This is a genomic window from Streptomyces aquilus (assembly GCF_003955715.1).
In the GTDB taxonomy this organism is placed as follows: Bacteria; Actinomycetota; Actinomycetes; order Streptomycetales; family Streptomycetaceae; genus Streptomyces; species Streptomyces aquilus.
In genome coordinates, this window is sequence record NZ_CP034463.1 from 2438176 (window position 1) to 2463894 (window position 25719).

Genomic DNA, 25719 nt, shown 5'->3' on the forward strand with positions numbered 1-25719 from the left:
GGCGCCGCGCGTCCCGGGCGCTCACCATGGCCGAAATGGTCGCGCGCCTCGGCACGCGACCGAGTCAACCGCCCGGATCCGGGTACTCCCGGGAGCAGGCCGGGCTCAACGGCGCTACAGTCGGGCCCCTGACCCACCCCGTGGCCCGGCCGAGTGATCGAGGTACGCAGCGTGTCGGTTCTGGTTCTGGTTCTCGCCGTGAGCGCGGCCTGCTGCCTGGGCATCGGCTTTGTCCTCCAGCAGAACGCGGCTCAGCGGGCACCCCTGAACGACTTCCTCTCACCGCGGCTGCTCCTCGACCTCGTGCGGATGCCCCGCTGGCTCGGCGGCATCGGCCTGATGGTGGCGGGCATGGTCCTCGGCGCGATCGCGCTGGGCCAGGGCGAGATCTCCCTCGTCGAACCCCTGCTCGCGACCAACCTCCTCTTCGCCATGGCCCTCTCCCGGCACCAGACCAAGCAGTCGCTGGGCCGGCAGGGCTGGGCGGGTCTGCTGCTCCTCGCGGGCGGGGTGACGGCGTTCATCGTGGCGGGCGAGCCGCGCGGCGGCTCCGCGGTGACCGACCCCTTCCGGCACTGGCTGATCATCGGCGCCATGATCGGGCTCGCGCTGCTGCTGACGACGTACGCCAAGCGCTCGCGGCTGAGCTCGGGCCCGGCCCTGCTGGCGGTGGCGGCCGGACTCCTCTACGGCGTCCAGGACGCCCTCACCCGGGTGACCGGCCAGCGCTTCTCCGAGGGCGGCCTCATGGAGGTCCTCACCGGCTGGCAGCCGTACGCCGTCCTCGCGCTCGGCGTGACCGGCCTGGTCCTCGTCCAGAGTGCCTTCGAGACGGCCTCGCTGCGGATGTCCCTGCCCGCCCTCACCGCCGCCCAGCCGCTCGCCGGGATCATCTGCGGCGTCGGCTTCCTCGGCGACCGGCTGCGCACCGACACGGGGGCGCTGGCGTGGGAGGCGGTGGGGCTCGCGGCGGTCGTGGTCGGCATCGTGCTGCTCGGGATGCACCCGGCCATGCCCTGCGGGGCCGGGGAGTCCGTTCGGGCGCGGAGACTTCAGCCGAACTGAGGCGGGGGCTCGCAGAGACCAAGGCTTGCGGGGGGGGCTCACACGACCTTGGGCGCAGGCCTGTGGAGAGGGACTGCTTGGATGGGTCCATGAGCGCTGCTGACGAGATCCTCGACATCGTCGACGAGCACGACCAAGTCGTCGGACAGTCCCCGCGCGGTGAGGCCTACGCCCGTGGGCTGCGGCACCGCTGCGTCTTCATCCAGGCGCGCGACGCGGCCGGCCGGCTCTTCGTGCACCGCCGCACCCCGACCAAGCTGGCCTTCCCCTCGCTGTACGACATGTGGGTCGGCGGAGTGGTCGGTGCGGGCGAGTCCTACGACGACGCGGCACTGCGCGAGGCCGAGGAGGAGCTGGGCGTCAGCGGGCTGCCGGAGCCGGCCTTCCTCTTCAAGTTCCTGTACGACGACGGGGCAGGGCAGAGCTGGTGGTCGGCGGTGTACGAGGTCCGCTGCGAACTGCCGGTCAGCCCGCAGGTGGAGGAGATCGCCTGGCACGACTTCCTGACGGAGGACGAGGTGGAGCGGCGGCTCACGGAGTGGGAGTGGGTGCCGGACGGACTGGACGCCTACGCGCGGCTGCGGGCTCACCGGGCGGCGGGCTGACCCCGCAGGGCGTCGGCCAGGGCGTGCGCCTGGGACGCGGTGAGCCCTGAGCCGAGCGGTACCGCGCGCGGGCTGTGGCCGCCGTCGCAGACGGCGAGCGGGCTCGGCGGGCTCGCGGTACCCCCGCTGAGCGGGCTCGGGCCCTGGAACGTCCAGGCGGGCCCGTCCCAGAAGTCGTGATCCAGCAGCCGCTCGGCCACCTCGGGCGCCGCCTCGGGAGCCACTCCCACGGCCCGGAGCGCCACGGATATCCGCTCAACAGCCGCCGCGGCCGGCACGTCCGCGTCGCCGAAGGCGGGCAGCAGCAGGAGCAGGCGCCGGTCCGCGTCCCGCACGCCCTCGACCCCGTCGGGCGCCGACCCGGCCACGGCCAGCAGCTCCGGCCAGGACAGTCCCGGCCCGCTGAAATGCCCGTCGATGGCGGCCAGATCGGCGTGCCGGCTCCAGTCCGGGTGCGTGATCAGATAGTCCGTCCCGGAGTCGCCCGGGAAGTTCCGGTGGACGATCCACAGCGCATGTCCGCCGGCGAGCGGGACACGGAACGCCGGCCAGACCTCCTCCGCCCCGTAGAGCACCTCGGCCGCCGCGTCGACGTCCGCCGTGTCGGCGCCGAAGACCTCGGGCTCCGCCGCGAACTCGTCCCAGACCGGCGCGTAGAACACCGGCCAGAACCCCGGCAGGTCGAGCAGGTGCTCGGCAGGGGCGATGTCATGACCGGGCGCCGCGTACCCGGCGAGCGGCGAGGGAAAATCCATGCCCGAACCGTAGCGACCGCCACTGACAACGCCCACGGGCCCGCCCGGTAGGGTCCTGCGCGTGATCGAATTCGCACGGAACGTCCGGCTCTGGTTCGCGCCCGAGGAGGTTCGCGAAGAGGGCGGTACGCCCGACTACCGGTTCTCGCTCGCCAACGAGCGCACCTTCCTGGCCTGGCTGCGCACCGCGCTCGCGCTGATCGGCGGGGGCTTCGCCGTGGACCAGTTCCTGCCGGACCTGCGCTGGGGCTGGCGGGCGGGGCTGGCGCTCGCGCTGCTGGGCGCCGGGGTGCTGTGCTCCCTGCGCGCGGTCAACCACTGGATGCGCTGCGAGCGGGCGATGCGCCGGGGCGAGGATCTGCCGGTGTCGCGGTTCCCGGCGCTGCTGAGCATCGTCGTGGCGGTCGTCGCGCTCGCGATGGTCGTCGTCGTGCTCGTCGGGTGGGAGGGGTGAGCGCGGCGGTCGCGGAGGCCGGACGCGACCCGGGGCTCCAGCCGGAGCGCACGCGGCTCGCGTGGCGTCGTACGACCCTGTCCGGCACCGTCTCCGCCGTGCTCGCCGTGAAGACCGCGCTGCACGGCGGGGTGTCCCCGGTCGGTGTCGTCGCGTGCGCCCTGTGCATCGTCCTGTGGCTGGGCTTCCTGCTGCTCGCGCACCGCCGTATCCGTGCGCTCGCCTCGGCCGGGGCCCCGGCGGCACTCACCCCGCGGCATGCCACGGCCACGGCGCTGTGCACGGTGGCCTTGGCGGTGTGCGGGGCGGCGCTGGTCTTCTAGAGCCCCTGATCCTCCTCCTCGCCCTCCGTCTCCCAGTCCACCGTGACCACGATCTTCCCCCTGGTACGCCCCTCCTGGCTGAGCCGCTGCGCCTCGGCCGCCCGTTCCAGCGGGAAGGTCTCCGACACATGCACCGAGACCACGCCCTGTTCCGCGAGCTCGGACAGGCGCTGGAGGTCCTCGGCGTCGGGGCGGACCCAGTAGTAGCGGCCGCCGTAGGCGACGGCCTCGCCGTCCGCGATGGAGACCAGGCGGCCCTCGGGGGCCAGGAGGTTGGCCGAGACCGTGAGGGTCTCGCCGCCGATCGTGTCGAACGCCGCGTCCACGCCCTCGGGGGCCAGCCCGCGCACCCGTTCGGCCAGGCCCTCGCCATAGGCGACCGGCTCGCCGCCGAGGCCGCGTACGAAGTCGTGGTTGCGCGGGCTCGCCGTACCGATGACGCGGGCGCCGAAGTGCCGGGCGAGCTGGACCGCGATCGAGCCGACGCCGCCGGCCGCGGCGTGCACGAGGACCGTCTCGCCGCGCTTGACCTGGAGCGCCTTGACGAGCACCTGGTAGGCCGTCAGCCCGGTCAGCGGCAGGCCGGCCGCCTCCTCGAAGGAGAGGTTGCGGGGCTTGTGGGCGAGGGTGCGCACCGGGGCGGCCACGTACTCGGCGAAGGTGCCTCGGGACAGGAAGTCCTCGCGGACGTAGCCGATCACCTCGTCGCCGACCTCGAACTCCGTGACGGAGACGCCGAGTCCGACCACGACACCGGAGACGTCCCAGCCGGGGACCACCGGGAACACCGGGTCGAGGACGCGGTCCAGGTGCCCCTCGCGGCAGTGCCAGTCGACCGGGTTGACGGCCGCCGCGCGGACCTTGACCAGGACCGCGTCGACCCCGACCTTGGGGTCGCGGACGTCACCGTAGGCGAGGACCTCGGGGCCGCCGTAGCGTGCGTAGCTGATGGCCTTCATGGCACCGACCCTCCGGGGTAGTCGGACGCCACGCAAGCGGGATGCCCGGATATGCGGCGTTCGCGTGGCAGCCTGTCCGACGTCATCGGCAACATCTCCGAAGGTGAGCACCATGACCACCCTCCACCTCGAACACGCCTCCCACGCGCACGCCCACGGCCCCGACTGCGGACACACCGAGGTCCGGCACGGCGACCATGTCGACTACGCGCACGACGGCCACCTGCACCGCGAGCACAGTGGCCACTGGGACGAGTGCGAGCCCGCCGGGCACGTCTCGCACGAGGGCCACGACCACCGGCACGGTCCGGACTGCGGCCACGAGAGCGTGCTGCACGGCGACCACGTCGACTATCTGCACGACGGCCACCGGCACGCCCCGCACGACGGCCACTGGGACGATCACTGAGCTGCCCGAGAAGGCACGCTGAAGGCACGCGGAAAGCAGCTTCACGGCTCCCCGTCGCACCGCGCGGGGGGCCGTCCGCCTATCGTGGCCCGGATCACTTTCGCTCCACCCACTGGACGGCATACCGACCGGTCGGCATCATGAGGTGCAGACCCGTTCACCTGCCCGTAGGAGCGATGTATGAGCCCCGACCATCCGCCCGGACTCGACCTCGACCGGCTGCGCGGTCTGCTCGACCGTGAGCGGCCCGGCCTGGTCAACGGCCCCCTGACCGGCCGACTGATCGAGGGCGGACGGTCGAACCTCACGTACACGGTCTCCGACGGCACCTCGCGCTGGGTCGTACGGCGTCCTCCGCTCGGCCACGTCCTGGCGACCGCGCACGACATGAAGCGCGAGCACCGGGTGATCAGCGCGCTGCACCCGACGAACGTGCCGGTGCCGGAGCCGCTGCTGCTGTGCGAGGACGAGGAGGTGCTCGGGGCTCCGTTCTACGTCATGGAGTTCGTCGAGGGCACTCCCTACCGCACGGCCGACCAGCTGTTCCCGCTCGGCCCGGCACGCACGCGTGACGCGGTGCTGGCGCTCGTGGACACACTGGTCGAGCTGCACGCGGTGGACCCCGCCGAGGTGGGCCTCGCCGACTTCGGGCGGCCCGAGGGCTTCCTGGACCGCCAGTTGCGCCGCTGGGGCAAGCAGCTGGACGCCTCGCGCAACCGCGAGCTGGCCGGCATCGACGAGCTGCACGCGACGCTGGGCCGCCGGCTGCCGACCTCCCCCACGGCCACGGTCATCCACGGCGACTACCGGCTCGACAACGTCCTCATCGGGGACGACGACAAGATCAAGGCGATCCTCGACTGGGAGATGTCGACCCTCGGCGACCCGCTCACCGACCTGGGCCTACTGGTCATGTACAGCCTGCCGCTGGGCATGCCGGACTCCCCCGTCTCCACGACCGCCGAGGCACCGGGGCACCCCGCTCCGGCCGAGCTGGTCGAGCGGTACGCCGCGCGCTCGGGGCGCGATGTCTCGCAGGTGTCCTGGTACACGGCGTTCGCGTGGTTCAAGCTCGCCGTGATCCTGGAGGGCATCCACTACCGCTACACCCTGGGCCAGACGGTCGGCCGCGGCTTCGACCGCATCGGCGACCTCGTCCCCGTCTTCATCCAGCACGGCCTCACCACCCTTCAGGAAGGCTGACCCGCCATGGACTTCGCGTTCGACGCGCGCACCGAGGAACTGCGCGCCAAGCTGCTCGCCTTCATGGACGAGTACGTCTACCCGGCCGAGGCGGTGGCCGAGGAGCAGCGGGCCGCCCTGGCGTCCCCGTGGGACACCCCGGCCGTGGTGGAGGAGCTCAAGGCGGAGGCGCGCAGGCAAGGCCTGTGGAACCTCTTCCTGCCCGACACCGAGTACGGCGCCGGGCTGACCAACCTCCAGTACGCGCCGCTCGCCGAGATCACCGGCCGCTCCCCGCAGTTGGCGCCGACCGCGCTGAACTGCGCGGCGCCGGACACCGGCAACATGGAGGTGCTCTCCCAGTTCGGCGACGAGCAGCAGAAGAAGCAGTGGCTGGAGCCGCTGCTGGCCGGTGAGATCCGCTCGGCGTTCGCGATGACCGAGCCGGAGGTGGCCTCCTCGGACGCCACCAACATCACGACGTACATCGAGCGCGACGGCGACGACTACGTCATCACCGGCCGCAAGTGGTACATCTCCGGGGCGATGAACCCGGACTGCAAGATCTTCATCGTGATGGGCAAGACGGACCCGGACGGCGCGGACATCCGCCGCCAGCAGTCCATGGTGCTGGTCCCGCGCGACACCCCGGGCGTCACCGTCAAGCGAGCGATGAAGGTCTTCGGGTACGAGGACCACTACCACGGCGGCCACGCCGAGGTCATCTTCGACCACGTGCGCGTGCCGGTCACTAATCTCATCGGCGAGGAGGGCGGCGGCTTCGCCATCGCGCAGGCCCGCCTCGGTCCGGGCCGTATCCACCACTGCATGCGGCTGATCGGCATGGCCGAGCGGGCCATCGAGCTGATGTGCCGGCGGGCCGTGTCCCGCACCGCCTTCGGCAAGGCGCTGGCCCAGCAGGGCGTGGTGCACAACTGGATCGCCGACGCGCGCGTGACGGTCGAGCAGCTGCGGCTGCTGGTCCTGAAGACGGCCTGGCTGATGGACACCGTCGGCAACCGGGGCGCCCACACCGAGATCCAGTCCATCAAGATCGCCACGCCGCGCGCGGTGGTCGACATCATCGACCGCGCGATCCAGCTGCACGGGGCGGGCGGCGTCAGCCAGGACTTCCCGCTGGCCGAGCTGTACGCGGGGGCGCGGACGCTGATGATCGCGGACGGCCCGGACGAGGTGCACCAGCGGTCGCTGGCGCGGCGGGAGCTGAAGAAGTACCTCTGAGGCTCCTCCGGCGGTGGCTAGTAGCCGCCCGAGTAGTGGTGGTCCGCGCGCGCGAGGGCGCGGGCGAAAGAGACGAGGCGCTGCCAGAGAGTCGGTCTGCGAGTCATGCGTCCAGCCTGGCTCGCGAACCGGCCAGCGGTCCAACAGATGGATTAGCTGGGCTGCATCTCTAGAATAGATGGATGGAGATGCGTCAGCTCCGCCACTTCATGGCGGTCGTCACCGAGGGCGGCTTCACCGCGGCCGCCCGTGCCGAACTCATCGTCCAGTCGGCGCTCAGCACCTCGATCCGCAACCTGGAACGGGAGCTGGGCGCCGATCTGTTCGACCGCACGGGACGGCGGGTGGTGCTCACCGAGGCGGGCCGGGCACTGCTTCCGCAGGCCCGCGCGCTGCTGGCCGGTGCGGACGCCGCGCGGGACGCCGTGGCCGCCGTGGCGGGGCTGGCCGCCGGACGGGTGGCGATCGGCACCATCCAGACGCTGACCTGTGTCGACCTCCCCGCCGAACTCGCCGCGTTCCACCAGGACTTCCCCGGCGTCCAGGTGTCCGTGCGGGACGCGACGGTGAGCGAGCTGACGGAGGCGTTGCGCGCCGGGGAGCTGGACCTGGCGTATCTGGCGCCGGACGCGCGGGAGCTGCCCGAGGGGCTGACGGCGTACGCGACCTGGCACGAGGAGCTGGTGCTGATCACCGCGCCGGGGCATCCGCTGGCCGAGGCGGGGCGCACGCTCATCAAGGACCTCGCCGAGGAGCCGTTCGTCGACTTCCGGGCGGGCACGGGCCTGGAGACGGCCGTACGGCGGCTGGCGGCCCACTGCGGCCTGGAGCGCCGGATCACCTGTGACGTCACCCAGGCGGGGCTGCTGGTGGAGCTGGTGCGGGCCGGGATCGGGGTGGCGTTCGTGCCACGGCCGATCGGGGAGCGGGCCGGGCTGCCGTGCGTGGCGATCCGGCAGCCGGAGCCGGGACGCACGGTGGTGCTGGCGGGGCGGGGGGCCAGGCCGCGCAATCCGGCGGCCGGGGCCCTCCTCGATCACCTCACGGGCGCAGCGCCCGCAGCAGCAGGTCGGCCAGGTGGTCGGCGACTTCCTGCGGGCCCATAGGGCCGTCGGGGCGGTACCAGGTGGACAGGTGGTGGACGGAGCCGAAGTGGTAGTCCACGACCAGGTCGGCCGGGGTCGCCTTGGAGAAGACCCCGCTCTCCTGGCCCTCCTCCACCAGCGCGCGGAAGCGCTCGTGGTAGCGCCGGCGCTCGGCGCGCACCTGCTTGTTCTTCTCCAGGCTCAGATGGTGCATCGAGCGGAAGAAGATCGACGCGTCGTCGAGGTTCTCGATGGTGGTCACGACGACGTCCGCCGCCGCACCTCTGAGGCGCTTCTCGATCGGCTCGTCGGCGTTCGCGAAGGCGTCGAGGCGCTCCTGCTGGACGCGCAGCACGCGCGCGTACACCTCGTGCAGGAGGTCGTCCTTGGAGCCGAAGTAGTGGTAGAGCGCCCCCTTGGTGACGCCGGCCGCCTCGACGATCTCCTGCACGGAGGTGCGGTCGTAGCCCTGCTCGGCGAAGAGCCGGGTGGCGGCGGCCAGCAGCCGCTGTGGGACGGGCGTACCGTCCCCGTCGTTCGTCCTGGCCACCTGCCGCCACCTGCCCTTCCGTTCGCTTCCGCGCGTTCTACTGCTCGCCCTGCCCGCGGGAACGCAGTTCCCGCCGGAGGATCTTCCCGGTCGCCGTCTTCGGCAGGTCGGACAGTATCTCCACCTGCCTCGGGTATTTGTAGGCGGCCAGTCTCTCCTTGCAGTACACCGCGAGTTCATCCGGGTCCGTGTCGGCCCCCGGGCGCAGGCTGATGTACGCCTTCACCGTCTCCCCGCGGTAGCCGTCGGGCACGCCGACGACGGCGGCCTCGCGCACCGCCGGGTGGGTGTAGAGCACGTCCTCGACCTCGCGCGGCCAGACCTTGAAGCCGGACGCGTTGATCATGTCCTTCTTGCGGTCGACGACGTACAGCCAGCCCTGTTCGTCCATGAAGCCGATGTCGCCGGTGCGCAGCTCCCCGTCGGGGAAGGTCTCGGCGGTGGCGTCGGGGCGGCGCCAGTAGCCGGGCACGACCTGCGGGCCGCGGACGACGATCTCGCCCTGTTCGCCGAAGGGCACCTCGGCGCCCTGGTCGTCGACGATCCGTACGACCGTGTCGGGCCCCGGCAGGCCCACGGCCAGCGTCCCTGACACCGGGTCGACGGGGGCCTCCAGGGTGGGCGGCACGGAGGCGCAGGGGGCGGTGCACTCGGTGAGGCCGTAGCCGTTGCGGATGTACGGCCCGAAGGCGGCCCGGAACTTCTCCACCAGCGCGGGCGGCAGCGGGGCACCGCCGGAGGAGATCATCCGGAAGGAGGCGAAGTGGTCGCGGGTGACGTCCGGGTGCGCGGCCAGTGCCATGAAGGCCGTCGACGGGCCCACGGTGTAGTGCGGGCCGTGCTCGGCGAACGCGTCGAGCACGACCCCCGCCTCGAAGCGGTACGCCAGCACGAGCGTGCCCGCGCTGTTCAGACAGGCGCCGAGCTGGCAGACCATGCCGGTGATGTGGAACAGCGGCGCCAGCGCGAAGTACACGGGCGCGTCGGGCAGTTCGAGCCCGGTCCGCTGCCGCTCGGCGTTGTACATGAGGTTGGCGTGCGTGTTGGTGGCCCCCTTGGGAGCCCCGCTGGTGCCCGAGGTGTAGCTGATGAGGGCGATGTCGGACGGCCCCGGGTCCCGGCCCTCCGGCGCCTTGAGACCGGCCCGCGCCACGGCCGTCAGGTCCTCGGCGTCGGCGGCCTGCGGCAGCCGCTCGAAGGCCAGCACGCGCGCGTCGTCGCGCGTCTGGAAGTCCAGCTCGCACCCGGTGAGCACGATCCGCACCGGCGAGTCGGCGGCCGTCTCGCGCAGATACGACTCCCAGGCCCGGTCGGAGCAGATCAGGGCGGCCGCCTCGCCGTCCCGCAGGACGTGGGTGACCTCCCCCGCCTTGTACATGGGGTTGACGGGCACGACGGTCGCGCCCGCCTTCCACGCGCCGAGGAGGGCGAGCAGGAAGTGCGGGGAGTTCTGCAGCAGGATCGCCACGCGGTCGCCGCGCTCCAGGCCGCGGGCGGCGAGATACCCGGCGACGGAGTCGCTCAGCTCGTCGACCTCGCGGTAGCCGAGCCGCCCGTCGAAGTAGGCGAGGAAGGTGCGGTCGGGTACCTCGGCGGCCGCCTTGCGCAGCGCGTGGACGAGCGAGTCGGCGGGGTCGATGGGCGCGCGCTGGGCGTCGCTGAGAAGGGCGACCCAGGGCTTGGCGGCGTACAGGGAGTGGGTCACCGCGCCTCCTCCCACTTCTGCTGGATGTGGTTCATGCCGGCCAGCCAGCGGTCGGGCTCGGCGGCGCGGGCCTGGTAGTAGGCGGCGACCTCGGGGTGTGGAAGGATCAGGAAGCGGTCCTCCTCGATGCCCTTGAAGAGCGCCTCGGCCACGTCCTCCGGCTCGACCGCGGTCGGCTTGAGCACCAGGTCGCCCGCGCTGCCGGTGGCGGCGAGCATGTCGGTGCGCACGCCCTGGGGGCAGATGGCGTGGACCTTGATCCCGCGGTGCCGGTAGGTCAGCGACAGGTACTCGGCGAAGGCGTACGCCCCGTGCTTGGTGACGGCGTACGGGGCGGCCCCGATCATGGTCAGCAGTCCGGCCGCGGACACGGTCGACACGAACCGCCCGCTCCCCCGCTCCAGCCACCCCGGCAGCAGCTCATGAGCGGCACGCACGTGTGCCATGACGTTGACGTCCCAGGACAGCTCCCAGGCCTTGGCGTCGGCGAGATCGGCCACGTCCGGGCCGCCGAAGGCGACACCGGCGTTGGCGCAGTAGACGTCGACGGTCCCACCGAGCGCGGCACGGGCATCGGCGACGACGGCGGAAGCGTCCCCGGGCACGGCGACGCCACCGATCTCGTCGGCGACGGCCTTGGCCCGGTCGGCGTCGAGATCGTTGACGACGACCCGGGCCCCTTCGGCGGCGAAGCGCCGCGCGAGGGCGGCCCCGATCCCTCCCCCGGCTCCGGTGACGACGACACCAGCACCCTGCACGGCTTCCACCATCGGTCTCCTTCGACTGCGGCTCCAGGCTTTGGCCAGACTAACCGGTCGGTATGTGCCAAGGAAGGGGGTCAGGCCGTTCCCGATGGCCCGTGGGAGCAATACCGTGCACCCCATGCGCCTATCCAGACGAGCACTCCTCGCAGCGACCACGGCAGCAACATCCCTTTCCTCGGCCTCCCCGGCGTCCGCGGCCGACCGCCACGGAAAACTCCGTACCGGCTTCGAACGCCTCGCCGCCGACGGCTACGCCCTCCTCGACGGCCGACGCGTGGGCATCGTCACCAACCCCACCGGCATCACCCGGGACGCCCGCCACATCGTCGACGTCATGCACGCCGACCGTCGGGTGAACCTGGTGGCCGTCTTCGGCCCGGAGCACGGTTTCCGCGGCACCGCGCAGGCCGGCGGCTCCGAGGGCCGCTACGACGACCCCGCCACCGGACTGCCCGTCTACGACACGTACCTGAAGAGCGGTCAGCCTCTCGCCGACGTCTTCACCGCGTCCGGCGTCGACACCGTCGTCTTCGACATCCAGGACGTGGGCGCCCGCTTCTACACGTACATCTGGACGCTCTACGACTGCATGGAGGCGGCCCGGCTGGCCGGGAAGCGGTTCGTGGTGCTCGACCGCCCGAACCCCGTCACCGGACGCTCCGCCGAAGGGCCGGTCCTGCACAAGGAGTTCGCGACCTTCGTGGGCCGGCAGCCGATCTCGCAGGCGCACGGCATGACGGTCGCCGAGCTGGCGCGGCTGTTCAACGGGGAGTTCCTGACCGCGCCCGTCGCGCTGGACACCGTCCTGATGACGGGATGGAGGCGTGCGGAGTTCTACGACGCCTCCGCGCTGCCCTGGGTGCCGCCGAGCCCCAACATGCCGACCCCCGACACCGCGCTCGTGTACTCGGGGACATGTCTCTTCGAGGGCACGAACCTGTCCGAGGGCCGTGGCACCACCCGCCCCTTCGAACTGCTCGGCGCGGAGGGGATCGACGGGCGCTGGGCCGCCGCCGCGAACGAACTCGGGCTGCCGGGCGTGCACTTCAGGGAGGCGTACTTCGCGCCGACGTTCTCCAAGTTCCAGGGCAAGACGGTCGGCGGGGTGCAGATCCATGTGCACGACCGGGCGGCGTACGACCCGGTCCGCACCGGGATCGGGCTGCTGGTGACCGCCAAGCGCGGGTGGGCCGGGTTCGCGTGGCGGTCCGACAACTGGATCGACAAGCTCACCGGTTCCACGCAGGTGCGGACCGCGATCGACGCGGGCGCGGACGTCGACGACGTGGTGGCGGGCTGGCGGGAGGAGCTGGCCGTGTTCCGCCGCACTCGCAAGGAGTACCTGCTGTACAGATGATCCCCTGGGCCGAACAGGGCAGTTGACTCGCGAAGTATGGCCAACTTCGCCCCACGGGAGGACGATGCGACGGCATCGCACCACTTCGGGGGACAAGGGGGCCTGTCATGGCAGAGCCGGCGATGAGTGTGAGCCCGTACTGGGAACTGACTTTCGACGCGGACGGTGACCCGGACGGCGCACGGCGGGACCGGCTGCTGGCCGGTGTCGCGGAGCACGGCGTCAAGGATCTGATCGTCTTCGCGCACGGCTGGAACAACGACCGTTCGGGGGCGACGAGGCTCTACAGCCGCTTCTTCGCGCCGATCCCCGAGTTCGCGCCGCACGCGAAGCTCGGGTACGTGGGAGTGGTGTGGCCGTCGATGCGGTTCTGCGACGAGCCGATCCCGGACTTCCCGAGGTCGGTGGCGGCCGAGACCACGCGGCGGCCGGCGCTGGACAAGGACACCCGGCACGCGCTGCTGGAGACCTTCCCCGGCCGGGCCACCGTGATCGACCAGCTCGCGCGGCTGCTGGACCAGCAGCCGCGCGAGGACGCCGAGTTGGAGGAGTTCGGGCGGCTGGTGCGGCTGCTGGTCGAGGTGGTGCCCGCGGGGCCGCAGGCGCTGTTCGGGGCGGACACCCTCGCGGAGGGGGTGCCGCAGAGCGAGCCGGACATGTTCTCCGGGTCTCCGGTCGGGGTGTGCGAGGCCTTCGCGCGGGGGCTCGCCGAGGCCGAGGCGCCGGACGGCGTGACGGAGGGGTTCTCGATCCCCAATCCCTGGGACGGGGCGCACGAGTTGCTCCGGCAGGCGACGTACTACGCGATGAAACGGCGCGCCGGCACGGTCGGTGAGCGGGGGCTCGGGCGGGTCATCGGGCAGCTCGCCGCCAAGCGCCCGGAAGTGCGGGTGCATCTCGTCGGGCACAGCTTCGGCGGGCGCCTGGTGTCGTTCGCGCTGCGCGGGCTGCCCGAGGGGGTGCGCACGGTGAAGTCGGTGACGCTGCTCCAAGGGGCTTTCTCCCACTACGCGTTCGCCGCCCGGCTGCCGCACGACGCGCGCGCGGGCGGGGTGCTGCACGGGCAGCAGAACCGCATCGACGGCCCGCTGGTGTGCTGCTACTCCCGCTTCGACAAGGCGCTGAGCACCATGTATCCACTGGCCTCGCGCATGGCCGGGGACGCGGAGGGGGCCGCCATGGACATCGGGCGGATGCTGGGCGCCAAGTGGGGGGCGATGGGGCACGACGGGGTGCAGGCGGTGCCCGGCACGCGCGCGTGGAAGCTCGCCGAGGCGCTCACCACCACGCTGCCGACGTCCGGGTGCGTGAACATCGACGCGGCGTCGGTGGTGAAGGACGGCAAGGCGCCGGCCGGGGCGCACAGCGACATCGTGCACCGGGAGCTGGCGCAGGTGGTGGTGGCGGCGGGCCGCATCCGCTGACCCGCCGCCACCCGAAGGTCACCGGTGTGAGGTGAACTCCACGACCTGCTGGTAGGTCGGCCGGTTCTGCCAGCTGATGTTGTAGTGCTTGATGCCGCCCAGGGTGCGCTGGACGATCGAGTCGGCGCACCACTGATTGCCCGCGGAACACAGGTCGTCACCCGGGTAGACCTGGGCCGCGGTCTTGCCGGCCGCCGTCTTCAGGGTGCTGATCAGGATGTCCCGGCAGGCGCTGAGGCTGCCGCCGCCGCAGTACTTGTTCGCCAGCGGTCCCTGCACGGACTCGCCGAGCACCGCGCGGATGTCCTTGTCGACGTAGGACCACCAGCCGTACTGGAAGGAGCTGCCCGCGTGCGAGCCGGTCGGGCCGTGCGCGGCCGAGGGCGACTCGTCCACCGGCAGGTTGGCCTGGAAGGCGGTGAACAGGCCGCTGCCCAGGCCCGGTTCGAACTCGGCCTCCACCAGCAGCGGCCACCACGCGTCCAGGATGCGGATCGCGTCCGCGTCGGCGTACGTCTTCGAACCCGCCGACGTCTCCGTGCGCTTGCCGCCCGCGGTGAGCCAGGCCTGGAGCTTGGTCACCGCCGCCGCGGCCGTGGAGTCGGTGACCGTACTGCTGTTGATCACCTTGAGGAGATCCGGCAGGACGTCCTCCGCGCGCAGGTCGGCGAGGGCCGCGTCGGCCATCGCCTTCACCAGCGAGGCCCGGGTGACTCCGCCCGCGGCGACGAGCTTCTTCACGCGGTCCTCCAGGAGGTTGCCGCGATGCACCGAGCCGTCACCCCAGGGCGCGGTCGTGTAGTCCTTCGCCTGTTTGTTGTTCCAGGAGATGTAGTAGTCCTGGTCGATGGAGTTGGGGTGGGCCGAAGCCGCCGTGTAGTCGGCGGTGTTGGTCGTCGCGTTCCAGTTCTTCCACTCGTACGACGCCTGCGCCCACACCGGGAACTCCGCGTCCACGCCGCTCGCGCGTACCGGGTTGTCGCCGCTGTTGTAGTACGCGGTGTGCGTGGAGTCGGCGTAGAACCAGTTGAACGTGTAGTTGATGTGCTGCACCGCGCTCTGGAAGGTCTGCGGACTCTTCACGTAGTCGGGGTCGTTGAGCATCTGGAAGCCGATGATCGAGTCGGCCTCGTGCATGTACGACGAGCGCAGCGTGGTGTAGGCGACCTTCTTGCCGCCGACGGTGGCCCGGTAGGCGACGGGGCCGTACTTCGTCTTCCAGACCCGCATCGTGTACGAGCCGGCGGCGGTGCCGTCGGCCGTGGTCGGGGCCCAGGAGTTCTTCTGTTCGATCTTGTCCATGGCCGTGCAGGTGCCGTGGTACAGGTAGTGGAAGTCGTCCTGGCACAGCTCGACGGCGTAGGTGTCGATGATGTCCTGGCCGGAGGTCGTGGCGGACCACGAGTAGTCCTGGCCGCGGCCGAGTTCGACGTACATGCTCAGGCCCGCGAAGGAGGCGCCGCGTGCGCTGATGCCGGGGCCCTGGATCTCCTGGAGCATGAGGAGCTGGGGGGCGAAGTAGCCGGTCTGCGGACCGAAGACGGCGACCGGGTGGCCGCTCGCGGTGTGGGCGCCGCTGACCACGAGGGCGTTCGACATGCCGCGCTTGGCCGAGGTGAGGGCGTTCGCGGTGGCCGTGGCGGCGGCCTTGGAGGCGCTCTGGTCGCCGCCGGTGCCGGTCGGGTCGTAGACCAGCGGCTCGGTGGCCACCGTGCCGGCGTCGGGGAGTGCCTCGCCCTGCGGGGTGGTGGGCTTGGTGGCGTACGGGAAGCTCTCGCCGTTGTGGACGGTGAGGACGGCCTCGGGGTCGTTGCGCTCGCGGAAAGACTCCCAGACCTCGGTGCCCTTCGTCACGCCGTACTGCTCCTGGGCGGCGAGCAGCGATATCGCGTTGTTGACCTCACCGCCGCCGCCGGAGCCGAACAGGGCGCCGATGACGGAGGCCAGCGCGACCAGGTCGGTGATCTTGAAGTGCTCGATGGTGCCGGCGTTGGTGACGGAGTCCTTGTGACCGGTGAGGACGTACTCGCCGGGGAAGTAGCGGCCGCTGTCGGAGGCGTCGATGTAGGCGTTGATGCCCGCGAGGTAGGCGTTGGCGTCGGCGAGGGCCTGCTGGCCCCGGGTGCCGTTGGCCGCGACCGCGTTGTCGATCTGTGCCTGGAGGTCGGCCTCGCTGTAGGGGGCGTTGCGCCAGAACTGCTGTTCCAGGCCCTGGTTGGAGGGGGCGCCGCCGGCGAAGGTGGTGAGCTGGCCGCGCCCGACGTGCCGGAAGACGTCCATCAGCCACAGCCGGTCCTGGGCCGCGGCATAGCCCGCGCCGAACTCGGTGCCGTATCTGGTGGTACCGGTGATGTGCGGCACACCCGTCTTCTTGTCGCGGACGATCGTCACGTCGGTGCGGCCGGCGGGTTTCAGGGTGGAGGCGACCTGGTCGGAGGCCACGCCGAACGAGGCGTCGTTGAAGAAGGTGTTGATCGTGGCGTTGGTGAGCGACGAGTAGCCCTTGGCCAGGTTGGCGTAGGGGCCGAGCTGGTCCTCGGCGTGGTCGGGCTGGGTGCCGAAGGCCTGGTTGAGGAGGATCTGGGCGAGGGTGGCGTTGCCGTTCTCGCCGGGCGGCAGGATGTCGGAGCACTGGCTGCCGCAGTAGTCGTTGGCGGCCGCGGTCTCGGCTGCCGCCGCGACTTGGCCAAGAGGGGACAAAAGACCGGCAATCAGGGCGCATACGGATGCGGTCTTCAGGAACCCGGTGAGTCTGCCGGGAGTTCTCAGTCTGTCGAGAGCGGTGCGTGAGGTGCGCCGAGGCATGGCAGCTCCTACCGACGGGGGTGGGCCGGACGTTACCGCCGGTATCCCCGGGATTGAAGATGAACATGCGTCAAGTTTTGGTAGCCGATCCGGAGGCGAATGGGGGTCATCGGAAATCGGATGGAGCCAAATCGCTTGTCGATACGTCTATTCGGCGACGTCCGTTCGACGACGCCGAAGTGACCGAAGTACAGGTGCAGGTGTGACGGAGGTGCAGGGCGATGGCCGGTTTCCGGAGTCTGGCGAGACAGGTGCGAGATCCGCGGTGTGATCTGGCGCTGCGACGCTACTCACTGCGCAAGTGCCTGGAGCGGTTCGCTCCTTACGGGCACAGGGCGACCTGGGACCACTTGTGCTCCCGGGCCGGATTCGGTCCTGAGGACCGGTCCCCCGATCCGGCGCGGCTCGTGGCCGCGTTGGACGAGCTGGAGGAGGCGCGCTCGGTCTGGCTCGCCTACGAGGTCGAGTTCGCCGAGCGACGCAAGAAGGAGAAGCACGACGGTCTGCGCAGGCCGGGCAGTGTCGACGACTGGCACCGGCTGACCTGGGGCGGCTTCGGTGTCGCCTGGTGCGACGACCCGCGGCTCCACCCCCGTGAACCGCTGGCCGAGGTGCTGCGCAAACTGATCTCCGCGCTGGAGCGCGAACCGGGAGTGGTGTGCCCGGTGTGCCGCGGAGAGCGACTGATCTGGAAGTACGACCTGGCCCACGAACCCTCCTCGGGCCCGGTCTGCACGGACTGCGGGATCGTGGTCCCCCGTCCGGTGCTGACACCCGAGGCCCTGGCGTCGTCCAAGCGTGGACGGCTGCTGGTGTCCGCCTGAGTGGTGCGACCGGGGGTGCGCCGGGGATGCCGCACCCCCTCTTTGACGGCGTGTGACGGTCGTGAGCGCCGCCCGCGTTTTCCACAGCGGGCCAGTTGTCCACAGGAACGGCTCGCGCCCGGGCCGATGTCGGTGCCGGCTGGCACCATCGAGTCATGATTCAGGTGTGTCTCAACGGGCCCCGAGGGGCGGCCGACGGAGCGGTGGTTCCGCTGACGCCGGAAGCGTTGGCCGAGTCCGCGGCGGCGGCCGTCGCAGCCGGGGCGACGGACATCCATGTCCACCCCAAGACCCCGTGCGGTGGCGACTCGTTGTCACCCCGCGTCCTCACGACGACCCTGGAGGCGATACGGGCGCGGGTGTCGGTCCCGGTCGGCGTCACCACGGGCGCCTGGGCGGAACCGGACCCGGCGGCCCGGCTGGAGCGGATCCGGAGCTGGACGGTCCTCCCCGACCACGCCTCGGTCAACTGGCACGAGCCGGGCGCCGAGGAGCTGGCCGCCGCGCTGATCGACCGGGGTGTCGGCGTGGAGGCCGGGATCTGGTCCGGTACGGACGGGGCTGCGCGGTTCGCCAAGTCGCCGCTCGGCCCGGGAGTGCTGCGGGTGCTGGCCGAGGTGACGGACACCTCGCCGGACACCGCCCAGGACACGGCCCGCGCCCTGCTGTCCGACCTCGGCACGGCACCGCACGGCCGCCCGGTGCTGCTGCACGGCGAGGACGGCGGGGCATGGCCGGTGCTGCGACTGGCCGGACGCCTGGGCCTGGCGACGCGCATCGGCCTGGAGGACACCCTGCTGCTCCCGGACGGCGAACCGGCGCTGTCCAACGCCCGGTTGGTGGCGGCGGGGCTGGTCCAGTACGGGTCGGCGAGACGCTCGTCGTGATCGGACCGGTGACGGTACCAGCCACAAATCCCCTCGCTCCACCCCTTTCGCGCACGGACAGTTGGAGGCGATGAAACGCACCTGAGCACAGGAACGAGGAACCCCGATGTCGACGCTGCGCGTCACCGCCGAAGTGCTGACCGTCCATGAACACCCGAACGCCGACGCGCTCGAACTGGCCCAGGTGGGCCTGTACCGGGCCGTCGTCGCCAAGGGCGCCTATCGCACCGGCGACGCGGCCGTGTACATCCCCGAGCAGTCCGTGCTGCCCGCCGCCCTGATCGAGGAACTCGGTCTCACGGGACGGCTGGCCGGCGGCAACGCGGACCGGGTCAAGGCGGTGCGGCTGCGCGGCGAGCTCTCACAGGGCATCGTGTGCCGGCCCGCGGCGCTGAACGGCGTCGACCTGGCGCGGGCGGCGAAGGACGGCACCGACTTCGCGGAACTGCTCGGCATCACCAAGTGGGTGCCCCCGATCCCGCCCACGATGAGCGGCGAGGTGGAATCCGCGCCCGACCTGCTGCCCTGGGTCGACATCGAGAACATCCAGCGCTACCCGGACGTCTTCACCCCGGGCGAGCCGGTGGTCCTGACCGAGAAGCTGCACGGCTCGGCCTGCCTGGTCACCTATGTCGCGGCCGACCAGCGGGTGTACGTCTCCTCGAAGGGCTTCGGCGCCAAGTCCCTGGCACTGAAGGCGGACCCACGGAACCTGTACTGGCGGGCGGTACAGGGGCACGGCGTCGCCGACGCGGCCGCCCGCCTGGCCACCCGCCTCGGCGCGAGCCGGGTCGGCATCTTCGGCGAGGTCTACGGCGCGGGCGTCCAGGACCTCACCTACGGCGCGGACGGCCGCCGGGACACCCTCGGGTACGCGGTCTTCGACGTCTCCGCGGAGATCGACGGCGAGGTGCGGTGGCTGAACGCGCAGGAACTCCTGGACGGGGACCTGCCGTTGGTGCCGCGCCTCTTCGAGGGGCCGTACGACATCGCGCGGGTGCTGGAGGTGGCGAGCGGGAGGGAGACGGTGTCCGGACGTGAACTGCATCTCCGCGAGGGCGTGGTCATCCGCCCGACCGTCGAGCGGTACAGCGCGGTGACGGGCGGCAGGGCGATAGCGAAGGCGGTGAGTCCGGCGTATCTGACCAGGAAGAACGGAACAGAGTACGAGTAGGCGGACCTTGAGGGGCGCGAGGAACTGCGCGATCAGCCACGAGCCACCCGCACCCGGCAACGCGCACAAGCCCCCGCCCCCTCAGCCGCACCGCCCTGCCTCATCGCGCCGCTTCTCAACGAGCAGCCGCGACCCCGCCCCCTGCCGCTCCCCGAACGCGTCATCCGGATTGGACAGCACACACGACTCCAACGACAGACAGCCACACCCGATGCAGTCCGTGAGGTGATCCCGCAGCCGGTTCAACTGCTTGATCCGCTCGTCGAGTTCGGACCGCCACGCCTCCGACAACCGCGCCCAGTCCTCCCGCGTAGGCGTCCGCTCCTCCGGCAACTCGGCGAGTGCCTCGCGAATCGTGGCGAGCGGGATGCCGACGCGTTGTGCGGCCCGTACGAAGGCGACCCGGCGCAGCGCGTCGCGGGAGTAGCGGCGCTGGTTGCCGGTGGTGCGGCGGCTGCTGATCAGGCCTTTGGACTCATAGAAGTGCAGGGCGGAGACGGCGGCACCGCTGCGCGCGGCGAGTTGGCCGACCGTGAGCTCATGGATCTTCTCAGGAATCTGGGGCACCCCTCGAACCCTACCCAGGCCTCCGTTGACACGGCCCCCGAGGACGACCATGCTAAGCAGTCGCTTAGAGTTTGGGACGAGGAGGCGGGACATGGCAGAGCCGAGGATCTTCGCGGGCGCCGACGAGCTGAAGGCGGCGGTGGGCGAGCAGCTGGGGTACACCGACTGGCTGGAGGTCGACCAGAAGCGGATCGATCTGTTCGCCGAGGCCACGGGTGACCACCAGTGGATTCACGTCGACCCGGAGAAGGCCGCCGCCGGCCCGTTCGGCACGACCATCGCGCACGGCTATCTGACGCTGTCCCTGCTCCCGCTCTTCGGACCGCAGCTCATCAAGGTCGAGGGCGTGAAGATGGGCGTGAACTACGGCACCAACAAGGTCCGCTTCCCGGCCCCCGTCCCCGTCGGCTCCCGGCTGCGCGCCACGGCGACGATCACCGGGGTGGACGACGTGGCGGGCGGCGTCCAGGTGACCGTCGCCTTCAGCGTCGAGCGTGAGGGCGGCGACAAGCCGGTGTGTGTGGCCGAGTCGGTGTCGCGCTACTACCTCTGAGCGCCCCGCCCCGGGCCCTCCGCGCTACTTGGCCCCCACCATCCGCAGCACGAGGTCGGCGTCGAGCGCGCCGACCTCGTCGGGGGTCCAGGGGCCGTCGACGTTGAACCAGCGGGCGACGTCGATGCAGAGCGACATGACGGCGAGGGTGGTGCCCTTGACGTCCAGGACGTCGAACTCGCCGGACGCCACGCCGTCCTCGATGATCGCGCGCACCTCGGCGTCGCACTGCCGGCGCAGCGCGAGGATCTCCTCGCGGGCGTCCGGGCCGAGGGAGTCGAGTTCGTACTGGACGACCCGGGCGGTGGTACGGCCGCCCGCGTGCCAGCGGACGAAGGAGCTGACCGCGTCGGCGAGCCGCTCGGTGGCGGTGCCCTCGCGGCGGGACGCGGTCTGGAGGATCTCCAGCGCCTTGGCGTGGCCGATCCTGCTGATGCGGTGGAGGAGCTCCTCCTTGGTCTTGTAATGGATGTAGAGCGCGGCGGGACTCATGCCCGCGCGGCCCGCGATGTCCCGCGTCGTCGTGGCGTGGTAGCCGCGCTCGGCGAAGGCCTCCACCGCGGCGATCAGCAGCCGCCGTGCCGCGTCGGGCGTGACCTCGCCCCACGCCGACGTCTCGCCGCCGGCCGTCTCCTCCGCCGTACTCATCGCCTGCTCGCCCCTCTCCACTGATCGAGGGACCACCATACCGCCGAAGGTGAGCAACCGCTTAGGGCCTGTCCGGCGGGTCAGGTCGCAGGAAAGCCGCGGCACCTCATCAGCGCCGGTGAGCGGGGTCTGGTGCGTCGGCATGCAAGGCGGAGGAGGGCGGCGACGCGATGGGGGCGCCTCCCGCGCGAGGTTGTTCGAGCGTGGGGGAGTCGGCAACCGACGACAACGCCGCAGGCCGGCGTGCCAGACCCCGCGTCTGCGGCATGATCCGCCGGACAGGCCCTAAACGAGAGACCCGCGTGGCCGCAGTCGAGCAGCACGGTGTCAGAGCTTCTCGAACGGGTCGTGCTCTGCCAGCAGCTTCTCCAGGCGGGCCTGGTCGACCCTGCTGACGATCTGGCCGGCCTCCTGGCGGTCCCGGATGACCTTGGCCAGGGTGAAGGCGGAGGTGACGAGGTACAGGACGGCGATGGCGAGGAAGCCGCGCACCCAGGCGTTGGCGTCGAGGCGGAAGATGCCGATGGCGGTCGCCGCCATGGCGACGGCGAAGGAGGCGACGGCCTGGCCGTAGAAGGCCGCCGTGCTCTGCTGCTTGACCGGTGTGTCACTCATGGGGACAGCTTCGGCGGACGCGGCGCCCACCACATCCGCCGAGATACTCAGGCCGGCCGACGCACCTACTCAGAAGGCCGAAACCCCGGTCAGCGCACGGCCGATGACGAGCTTCTGGATCTGGCTGGTGCCCTCGTAGAGGGTCATCACGCGGGCGTCGCGCAGCAGTTTGCCCGCCGGGTACTCGTCGATGTAGCCGTAGCCGCCGAAGACCTGGAGGGCGTTGTTGGCGGCGCGGACCGCGGCCTCCGAGGCGAACAGCTTGGCCTTGGACGACTCGGTGGCGAAGGGCAGGCCGCGGTCGACGAGGTCGGCGACCCGCCAGGTCAGCAGCCGGGCCGCGTCGACGTCGACCGCGATGTCGCTGATCAGCTCCTGGACGAGCTGGTGGCTCGCGATCGGCTTGCCGAACTGCTCCCGCTCACCGGCGTACCGCACGGCCGCGTCCAGGGCGGCCTGCGCGATGCCGACGCAGCCCGCCGCGACCGACATCCGCCCCTTGGCGAGCGCGGACATGGCGACCGTGAACCCCTTGCCCTCCTCCCCGAGCAGCGCGGAGGCGGGGACGCGCACGTCCTCCAGGACGAGCTCGGCGGTGGCCTGTCCGCGCAGGCCGAGCTTGCCGTGGATGGTGCGGCGGCCGAGGCCGGGGGTGTCGGTCGGGACAAGGAAGGCGGAGACGCCCTTGTGGCCGGGGGCGTCGGTGGAGCGGGCGAACAGCAGCACGACGTCGGCCCAGGTGCCGTTCGTGATGAACATCTTGGTGCCGTTGATGACGTAGTCGTCGCCGTCGCGCACCGCGCGCGTGGTGAGGTTCCCGGCGTCGGAGCCGGTGCCGGGCTCGGTGAGGCCGAAGCAGCCGACGCACTCCCCGGAGGTGAGCCCCGGCAGCCACTGCCGCTTCTGCTCCTTGCTCCCCCAGGCGGCGATCGTCTTGGCGACCAGGCCGAGCGAGACGGAGACGATCCCGCGCACGGAGGAGTCGCCCCGGCCCAGTTCCTCCGTCACCAGGCAGTACGCCAGATGATCGCCGCCCGAGCCGCCGTGCTCCTCGTCGATCGTCAGCCCCAGGAAGCCGACCTCGCCGAGCTTCTTCACGATGCCCCGGTCGACCTCCTCGGCACGGTCCCAGGCGATGACGTGCGGGGCGATCTCGCGTGCCACGAAGTCCCGGGCGAGCTGCCGTACGGCCTCCTGCTCCTCGCTGAGTCCCAGGTTCACCACGAGATCACCCCACTTGAAAGGCGTACATTTAAATTAGCACTGCTAGTTTCCAGGTGCAGCCCTACTATGTGCGCCATGGCCCGACCGCGCAAGCCCCTCCTCAGCACCGACCGGATCGTCGAGACGGCTCGGGCCCTCGTGGACGCGGAGGGCCTCGCGGCCGTCTCCACCCGGCGACTCGCCGCCGAGCTCGGGGTCAGCGGGCCCTCCCTCTACAACCACTTCCGCACCAAGGACGAGATCCTGGAGGCCGTCGCCGACTCGGTGAGCGCACAGGTCGACCTGTCGATGTTCGAGGACGGCCGCGACTGGCGGACCGCGCTGCACGACTGGGCCGTCTCCTACCGCGCCGCCCTGCGCGAGCACCCGAACATCGTCCCCGTCCTCGCCCACGGGCCGGGCCGACGCCCCGCCGGACTACGGGTCGCGGACGCGGTCTACGGCGCGATGGTCCACGCCGGCTGGCCGCCCGCGCAGGCCACCTCCATCGGCGCGCTGATGAGGTACTTCATCATGGGCTCCGCGCTCGGCTCCTTCGCCGGGGGTTTCGTGGACGACCAGAGCGCGTACGACCCCACCGACTATCCGCACCTCGGCCAGGCCCACCTCCTCGCCGAGCAGCAGGACAAGATCGACGAGCGGGCCTTCGAGACAGGGATCGCGGCGCTGCTGGACGGGCTGGCGATGCAGTACGAGCAGGTCAGGCGGCCCGCGTAGAACGCTTCGGTGGGCGCCGAAGTATTCGTGTCCCATGCTGGGAGGCATGACCTCCACGGCCCCCAGGAACCCCCAGGCGACCCAGCTGGCCCGGTTCGCCGGCCTCATCGCCGACGAGACGCGGGCCGCGTGTCTGCTGGCGCTGCTCGACGGGCGGGCGTGGACGGCGAGCGAGCTCGCCCGGCACGCGGGCGTCGCCGCGTCGACGCTGAGCGAGCATCTGGGCAAGCTCGTCGCGGGCGGACTGCTCGCGGAGGAACGGCAGGGGCGGCACCGGTACGTGCGGCTCGCCGACGCGCGGGTGGCGCAGGTGGTCGAGGAGCTGTCGGCGCAGGTGGGGGCGCAGCCTCGGGCGCGGAATCTGCGGGAGTCGAGCGCGGGCTCGGCCATGGCCCGGGGGCGGACCTGTTACGACCATCTTGCGGGGCGGCTCGGAATTGTGGTCACGGATGCGATGACGACACGTCTGCTGCTCAGCCAGGACGCCGGGTTCGCCCTGACGGACGCGGGGTTGGCGTGGTTCGCCGCAGCGGGTATCGGGCTTGACCGGAAGAGTCGGCGACCTTTGGTGCGGGCTTGCCTGGACTGGACAGAGCGGCGGCCTCATCTTGCGGGGGTTGCGGGAGCCGCGCTGTGTCGGCATGCGTTGGAGGTGGGGTGGTGTGTGCGGATCGGAACGGAACGTGCGGTTCGAGTGACTGCGGAGGGAGAACGGGCGTTGCGGGAGCTCTTGGGGATCGAGTCGAGCGCACTGCGGTAACCGCATGGGTTCATATGCGGCTGCGGGTTCGTCGGGGCTGGTCGCGCAGTTCCCCGCGCCCCTTGGCGGCACCGCAGTGCCGGGTCCGAAATGCGCCAGCCCTCCTCTCCGCCTCTCCCTAGCCTCAGGAGCATGATGTTCCCCTCTCGCCGTCCCCACCTCCTCGCCACCGGTGCTGCCGTCACAACCGTCTTGCTCTGGGCTTCCGCCTTTGTCTCCATTCGCAGCGCAGGGGACGCGTACTCCCCTGGCGCACTCGCTCTCGGACGGCTGTTCTCCGGCGTCATCGCGCTGGGAGTCCTGTGTCTCATACGACGTGAAGGGCCCCCGCCCCGAGCCGCCTGGCGCGGCATCGCCGTGTCCGGGCTGCTCTGGTTCGGCGTCTACATGGTCGTCCTGAACTGGGGCGAGCAGCAGGTGGACGCCGGTACCGCGGCGCTGGTCGTGAACATCGGGCCGATCCTCATCGCGCTGCTCGGGGCGCGGTTGCTCGGGGATGCCATGCCGCCGCGGCTGCTGGCGGGGATGGCGGTGTCGTTCGCGGGGGCCGTCACCGTGGGGCTGTCGATGTCGGGTGGGGGTGGGTCGTCCGTTCTCGGGGTGGTGCTGTGTCTGCTGGCGGCGGTCGCGTACGCCGGCGGGGTCGTCGCGCAGAAGCCCGCCCTCGGGTCGGCGAGCGCGCTGCAAGTCACCACGTACGGCTGTCTCGTGGGCGCTGTGGTCTGTCTGCCGTTCACCGGACAACTCGTCCAGCAGGTGTCCGACGCGCCCCTGTCGGCGACGCTCAACATGGTCTATCTGGGCGTCTTCCCCACCGCGCTCGCCTTCACCACTTGGGCCTACGCCCTCGCCCGTACGACCGCCAGCCGGATGGGCGCGACCACCTACGCGGTGCCCGCGCTGGTCGTGCTGATGTCCTGGGTGGTGCTCGGGGAGGTGCCGGGGCTGCTCACCCTGGTGGGCGGGGTGCTGTGTCTCGCGGGGGTCGCGGTGTCCCGTTCGCGGGCCGCGGCGGCGGCGGCGCCGCAGCCCGCGAAGCTCTCCGACTCGGTGTGAACGCGCCCTG

The 25719-nt window shown here is 71.3% G+C and carries 27 protein-coding genes; 17 read left to right on the forward strand and 10 right to left on the reverse strand.

All coding sequences use genetic code 11. The features are described from left to right. Nucleotides 1–171: 171 nt before the first annotated feature. Together EJC51_RS11245 and EJC51_RS11250 are read left to right on the forward strand one after the other, a co-directional pair. On the forward strand, nucleotides 172–1065 hold the full coding sequence (locus EJC51_RS11245) for a DMT family transporter (RefSeq protein ID WP_126270936.1): 894 nt from the start codon (nucleotides 172–174) through the stop codon (nucleotides 1063–1065). A gap of 89 nt (nucleotides 1066–1154) precedes the next feature. After that, a complete protein-coding gene (locus EJC51_RS11250) occupies nucleotides 1155–1670 on the forward strand; it encodes an NUDIX hydrolase (protein WP_126270937.1) in 516 nt (171 codons plus the stop codon). On the opposite strand, the gene EJC51_RS11255 is transcribed toward EJC51_RS11250, so the two are convergent. Continuing rightward, nucleotides 1652–2425, reverse strand: a complete 774-nt coding sequence (locus tag EJC51_RS11255) for a hypothetical protein (protein ID WP_126270938.1) — start codon at nucleotides 2423–2425, stop codon at nucleotides 1652–1654. The two genes, EJC51_RS11250 and EJC51_RS11255, sit on opposite strands and share 19 nt — an antisense overlap. 61 nt (nucleotides 2426–2486) lie before the next feature. Between EJC51_RS11255 and EJC51_RS11260 the strand changes: the two genes are divergently transcribed. Beyond that, a complete protein-coding gene (locus EJC51_RS11260; RefSeq protein WP_126270939.1) occupies nucleotides 2487–2879 on the forward strand; it encodes a YidH family protein in 393 nt (130 codons plus the stop codon). Continuing rightward, entirely contained in the window at nucleotides 2867–3202 is a 336-nt protein-coding gene (locus tag EJC51_RS11265) for a DUF202 domain-containing protein (protein ID WP_126270940.1), read from the forward strand. The genes EJC51_RS11260 and EJC51_RS11265 overlap by 13 nt, the downstream gene beginning before the upstream one ends. On the opposite strand, the gene EJC51_RS11270 is transcribed toward EJC51_RS11265, so the two are convergent. Beyond that, nucleotides 3199–4161, reverse strand: coding sequence for an NADP-dependent oxidoreductase (locus EJC51_RS11270; protein ID WP_126270941.1), 963 nt, complete (start codon nucleotides 4159–4161; stop codon nucleotides 3199–3201). The two genes, EJC51_RS11265 and EJC51_RS11270, sit on opposite strands and share 4 nt — an antisense overlap. Before the next feature lie 112 nt (nucleotides 4162–4273). On the opposite strand from EJC51_RS11270, the gene EJC51_RS11275 reads away from it, so the two are divergent. The 4 genes from EJC51_RS11275 to EJC51_RS11290 all read left to right on the forward strand — a co-directional run bounded on the left by EJC51_RS11275 (nucleotide 4274) and on the right by EJC51_RS11290 (nucleotide 8100). Next, nucleotides 4274–4570, forward strand: coding sequence for a hypothetical protein (locus EJC51_RS11275; protein WP_126270942.1), 297 nt, complete (start codon nucleotides 4274–4276; stop codon nucleotides 4568–4570). Between the two features lie 180 nt (nucleotides 4571–4750). Continuing rightward, entirely contained in the window at nucleotides 4751–5773 is a 1023-nt protein-coding gene (locus EJC51_RS11280; protein ID WP_126270943.1) for a phosphotransferase family protein, read from the forward strand. Between the two features lie 6 nt (nucleotides 5774–5779). Beyond that, on the forward strand, nucleotides 5780–6994 hold the full coding sequence (locus EJC51_RS11285) for an acyl-CoA dehydrogenase (protein ID WP_126270944.1): 1215 nt from the start codon (nucleotides 5780–5782) through the stop codon (nucleotides 6992–6994). 182 nt (nucleotides 6995–7176) lie between these two features. Further along, nucleotides 7177–8100, forward strand: a complete 924-nt coding sequence (locus tag EJC51_RS11290) for a LysR family transcriptional regulator (protein ID WP_126270945.1) — start codon at nucleotides 7177–7179, stop codon at nucleotides 8098–8100. Here EJC51_RS11290 and EJC51_RS11295 read toward each other — a convergent pair. The 3 genes from EJC51_RS11295 to EJC51_RS11305 are packed head-to-tail and all read right to left on the reverse strand — an operon-like array spanning nucleotide 8036 to nucleotide 11104. Further along, on the reverse strand, nucleotides 8036–8629 hold the full coding sequence (locus tag EJC51_RS11295; protein ID WP_126270946.1) for a TetR/AcrR family transcriptional regulator: 594 nt from the start codon (nucleotides 8627–8629) through the stop codon (nucleotides 8036–8038). The genes EJC51_RS11290 and EJC51_RS11295 overlap by 65 nt on opposite strands. Before the next feature lie 37 nt (nucleotides 8630–8666). Next, nucleotides 8667–10334, reverse strand: a complete 1668-nt coding sequence (locus EJC51_RS11300; protein WP_126270947.1) for a class I adenylate-forming enzyme family protein — start codon at nucleotides 10332–10334, stop codon at nucleotides 8667–8669. After that, a complete protein-coding gene (locus tag EJC51_RS11305) occupies nucleotides 10331–11104 on the reverse strand; it encodes an SDR family oxidoreductase (RefSeq protein ID WP_126270948.1) in 774 nt (257 codons plus the stop codon). Before EJC51_RS11305 ends, EJC51_RS11300 begins: the two co-directional genes overlap by 4 nt. Nucleotides 11105–11216: 112 nt before the next feature. On the opposite strand from EJC51_RS11305, the gene EJC51_RS11310 reads away from it, so the two are divergent. Further along, nucleotides 11217–12455 (forward strand): exo-beta-N-acetylmuramidase NamZ family protein, encoded by a 1239-nt coding sequence (locus EJC51_RS11310; protein ID WP_126270949.1) that lies wholly within the window; start codon nucleotides 11217–11219, stop codon nucleotides 12453–12455. 107 nt (nucleotides 12456–12562) lie between these two features. After that, nucleotides 12563–13879, forward strand: a complete 1317-nt coding sequence (locus EJC51_RS11315; RefSeq protein WP_126270950.1) for a serine-threonine protein kinase — start codon at nucleotides 12563–12565, stop codon at nucleotides 13877–13879. Nucleotides 13880–13897: 18 nt separating this feature from the next. Here the strand turns inward: EJC51_RS11315 and EJC51_RS11320 are convergent, their stop codons facing one another. After that, nucleotides 13898–16684, reverse strand: a complete 2787-nt coding sequence (locus tag EJC51_RS11320) for a penicillin acylase family protein (RefSeq protein WP_126270951.1) — start codon at nucleotides 16682–16684, stop codon at nucleotides 13898–13900. A gap of 221 nt (nucleotides 16685–16905) precedes the next feature. Between EJC51_RS11320 and EJC51_RS11330 the strand changes: the two genes are divergently transcribed. From EJC51_RS11330 to EJC51_RS11340, 3 genes are all read left to right on the forward strand, one after another. Further along, entirely contained in the window at nucleotides 16906–17508 is a 603-nt protein-coding gene (locus tag EJC51_RS11330) for a hypothetical protein (RefSeq protein WP_126270952.1), read from the forward strand. A gap of 155 nt (nucleotides 17509–17663) precedes the next feature. Further along, complete coding sequence (locus EJC51_RS11335; RefSeq protein WP_166682849.1) at nucleotides 17664–18395, forward strand: 3-keto-5-aminohexanoate cleavage protein; 732 nt, start codon at nucleotides 17664–17666, stop codon at nucleotides 18393–18395. A 106-nt stretch (nucleotides 18396–18501) separates the two neighbouring features. After that, nucleotides 18502–19569: an RNA ligase (ATP) gene (locus EJC51_RS11340; RefSeq protein ID WP_126270953.1), complete on the forward strand. Its 1068-nt coding sequence runs from the start codon at nucleotides 18502–18504 to the stop codon at nucleotides 19567–19569. An 81-nt stretch (nucleotides 19570–19650) separates the two neighbouring features. Here the strand turns inward: EJC51_RS11340 and soxR are convergent, their stop codons facing one another. Next, nucleotides 19651–20136, reverse strand: coding sequence for a redox-sensitive transcriptional activator SoxR (gene soxR / locus EJC51_RS11345; protein WP_126270954.1), 486 nt, complete (start codon nucleotides 20134–20136; stop codon nucleotides 19651–19653). Nucleotides 20137–20227: 91 nt separating this feature from the next. On the opposite strand from soxR, the gene EJC51_RS11350 reads away from it, so the two are divergent. Beyond that, nucleotides 20228–20689: a MaoC family dehydratase gene (locus EJC51_RS11350; RefSeq protein ID WP_126270955.1), complete on the forward strand. Its 462-nt coding sequence runs from the start codon at nucleotides 20228–20230 to the stop codon at nucleotides 20687–20689. Between the two features lie 24 nt (nucleotides 20690–20713). Here the strand turns inward: EJC51_RS11350 and EJC51_RS11355 are convergent, their stop codons facing one another. The 3 genes from EJC51_RS11355 to EJC51_RS11365 all read right to left on the reverse strand — a co-directional run bounded on the left by EJC51_RS11355 (nucleotide 20714) and on the right by EJC51_RS11365 (nucleotide 23173). Continuing rightward, nucleotides 20714–21337, reverse strand: a complete 624-nt coding sequence (locus EJC51_RS11355) for a TetR/AcrR family transcriptional regulator (protein ID WP_126270956.1) — start codon at nucleotides 21335–21337, stop codon at nucleotides 20714–20716. Between the two features lie 327 nt (nucleotides 21338–21664). Further along, nucleotides 21665–21952 (reverse strand): YiaA/YiaB family inner membrane protein, encoded by a 288-nt coding sequence (locus tag EJC51_RS11360; protein WP_059196614.1) that lies wholly within the window; start codon nucleotides 21950–21952, stop codon nucleotides 21665–21667. A 69-nt stretch (nucleotides 21953–22021) separates the two neighbouring features. After that, nucleotides 22022–23173, reverse strand: a complete 1152-nt coding sequence (locus EJC51_RS11365; RefSeq protein ID WP_126270957.1) for an acyl-CoA dehydrogenase family protein — start codon at nucleotides 23171–23173, stop codon at nucleotides 22022–22024. A 78-nt stretch (nucleotides 23174–23251) separates the two neighbouring features. Here EJC51_RS11365 and EJC51_RS11370 point away from each other — a divergent pair, with 78 nt between their 5' ends. The 3 genes from EJC51_RS11370 (at nucleotide 23252) to EJC51_RS11380 (ending at nucleotide 25709) form a co-directional block, all read left to right on the forward strand. Then, nucleotides 23252–23893 (forward strand): TetR/AcrR family transcriptional regulator, encoded by a 642-nt coding sequence (locus EJC51_RS11370; protein WP_126270958.1) that lies wholly within the window; start codon nucleotides 23252–23254, stop codon nucleotides 23891–23893. 34 nt (nucleotides 23894–23927) lie between these two features. Beyond that, the gene (locus tag EJC51_RS11375) at nucleotides 23928–24653 is read left to right on the forward strand and encodes an ArsR/SmtB family transcription factor (RefSeq protein WP_126270959.1); all 726 of its coding nucleotides are present in this window, start codon (nucleotides 23928–23930) and stop codon (nucleotides 24651–24653) included. A 132-nt stretch (nucleotides 24654–24785) separates the two neighbouring features. Beyond that, the gene (locus tag EJC51_RS11380; protein WP_425276787.1) at nucleotides 24786–25709 is read left to right on the forward strand and encodes a DMT family transporter; all 924 of its coding nucleotides are present in this window, start codon (nucleotides 24786–24788) and stop codon (nucleotides 25707–25709) included. Nucleotides 25710–25719 lie beyond the last annotated feature (10 nt).

Coding starts and splice junctions, on each gene's coding strand:
- EJC51_RS11250 (WP_126270937.1), top strand. CDS start 1,155: ATGAGCGCTGCTGACGAGATCCTCGACATCGTCGACGAGCACGACCAA.
- EJC51_RS11255 (WP_126270938.1), bottom strand. CDS start 2,425: ATGGATTTTCCCTCGCCGCTCGCCGGGTACGCGGCGCCCGGTCATGAC.
- EJC51_RS11270 (WP_126270941.1), bottom strand. CDS start 4,161: ATGAAGGCCATCAGCTACGCACGCTACGGCGGCCCCGAGGTCCTCGCC.
- EJC51_RS11275 (WP_126270942.1), top strand. CDS start 4,274: ATGACCACCCTCCACCTCGAACACGCCTCCCACGCGCACGCCCACGGC.
- EJC51_RS11280 (WP_126270943.1), top strand. CDS start 4,751: ATGAGCCCCGACCATCCGCCCGGACTCGACCTCGACCGGCTGCGCGGT.
- EJC51_RS11285 (WP_126270944.1), top strand. CDS start 5,780: ATGGACTTCGCGTTCGACGCGCGCACCGAGGAACTGCGCGCCAAGCTG.
- EJC51_RS11290 (WP_126270945.1), top strand. CDS start 7,177: ATGGAGATGCGTCAGCTCCGCCACTTCATGGCGGTCGTCACCGAGGGC.
- EJC51_RS11305 (WP_126270948.1), bottom strand. CDS start 11,104: ATGGTGGAAGCCGTGCAGGGTGCTGGTGTCGTCGTCACCGGAGCCGGG.
- EJC51_RS11310 (WP_126270949.1), top strand. CDS start 11,217: ATGCGCCTATCCAGACGAGCACTCCTCGCAGCGACCACGGCAGCAACA.
- EJC51_RS11315 (WP_126270950.1), top strand. CDS start 12,563: ATGGCAGAGCCGGCGATGAGTGTGAGCCCGTACTGGGAACTGACTTTC.
- EJC51_RS11320 (WP_126270951.1), bottom strand. CDS start 16,684: ATGCCTCGGCGCACCTCACGCACCGCTCTCGACAGACTGAGAACTCCC.
- EJC51_RS11330 (WP_126270952.1), top strand. CDS start 16,906: ATGGCCGGTTTCCGGAGTCTGGCGAGACAGGTGCGAGATCCGCGGTGT.
- EJC51_RS11335 (WP_166682849.1), top strand. CDS start 17,664: ATGATTCAGGTGTGTCTCAACGGGCCCCGAGGGGCGGCCGACGGAGCG.
- EJC51_RS11340 (WP_126270953.1), top strand. CDS start 18,502: ATGTCGACGCTGCGCGTCACCGCCGAAGTGCTGACCGTCCATGAACAC.
- EJC51_RS11350 (WP_126270955.1), top strand. CDS start 20,228: ATGGCAGAGCCGAGGATCTTCGCGGGCGCCGACGAGCTGAAGGCGGCG.
- EJC51_RS11355 (WP_126270956.1), bottom strand. CDS start 21,337: ATGAGTACGGCGGAGGAGACGGCCGGCGGCGAGACGTCGGCGTGGGGC.
- EJC51_RS11360 (WP_059196614.1), bottom strand. CDS start 21,952: ATGAGTGACACACCGGTCAAGCAGCAGAGCACGGCGGCCTTCTACGGC.
- EJC51_RS11370 (WP_126270958.1), top strand. CDS start 23,252: ATGGCCCGACCGCGCAAGCCCCTCCTCAGCACCGACCGGATCGTCGAG.
- EJC51_RS11375 (WP_126270959.1), top strand. CDS start 23,928: ATGCTGGGAGGCATGACCTCCACGGCCCCCAGGAACCCCCAGGCGACC.
- EJC51_RS11380 (WP_425276787.1), top strand. CDS start 24,786: ATGATGTTCCCCTCTCGCCGTCCCCACCTCCTCGCCACCGGTGCTGCC.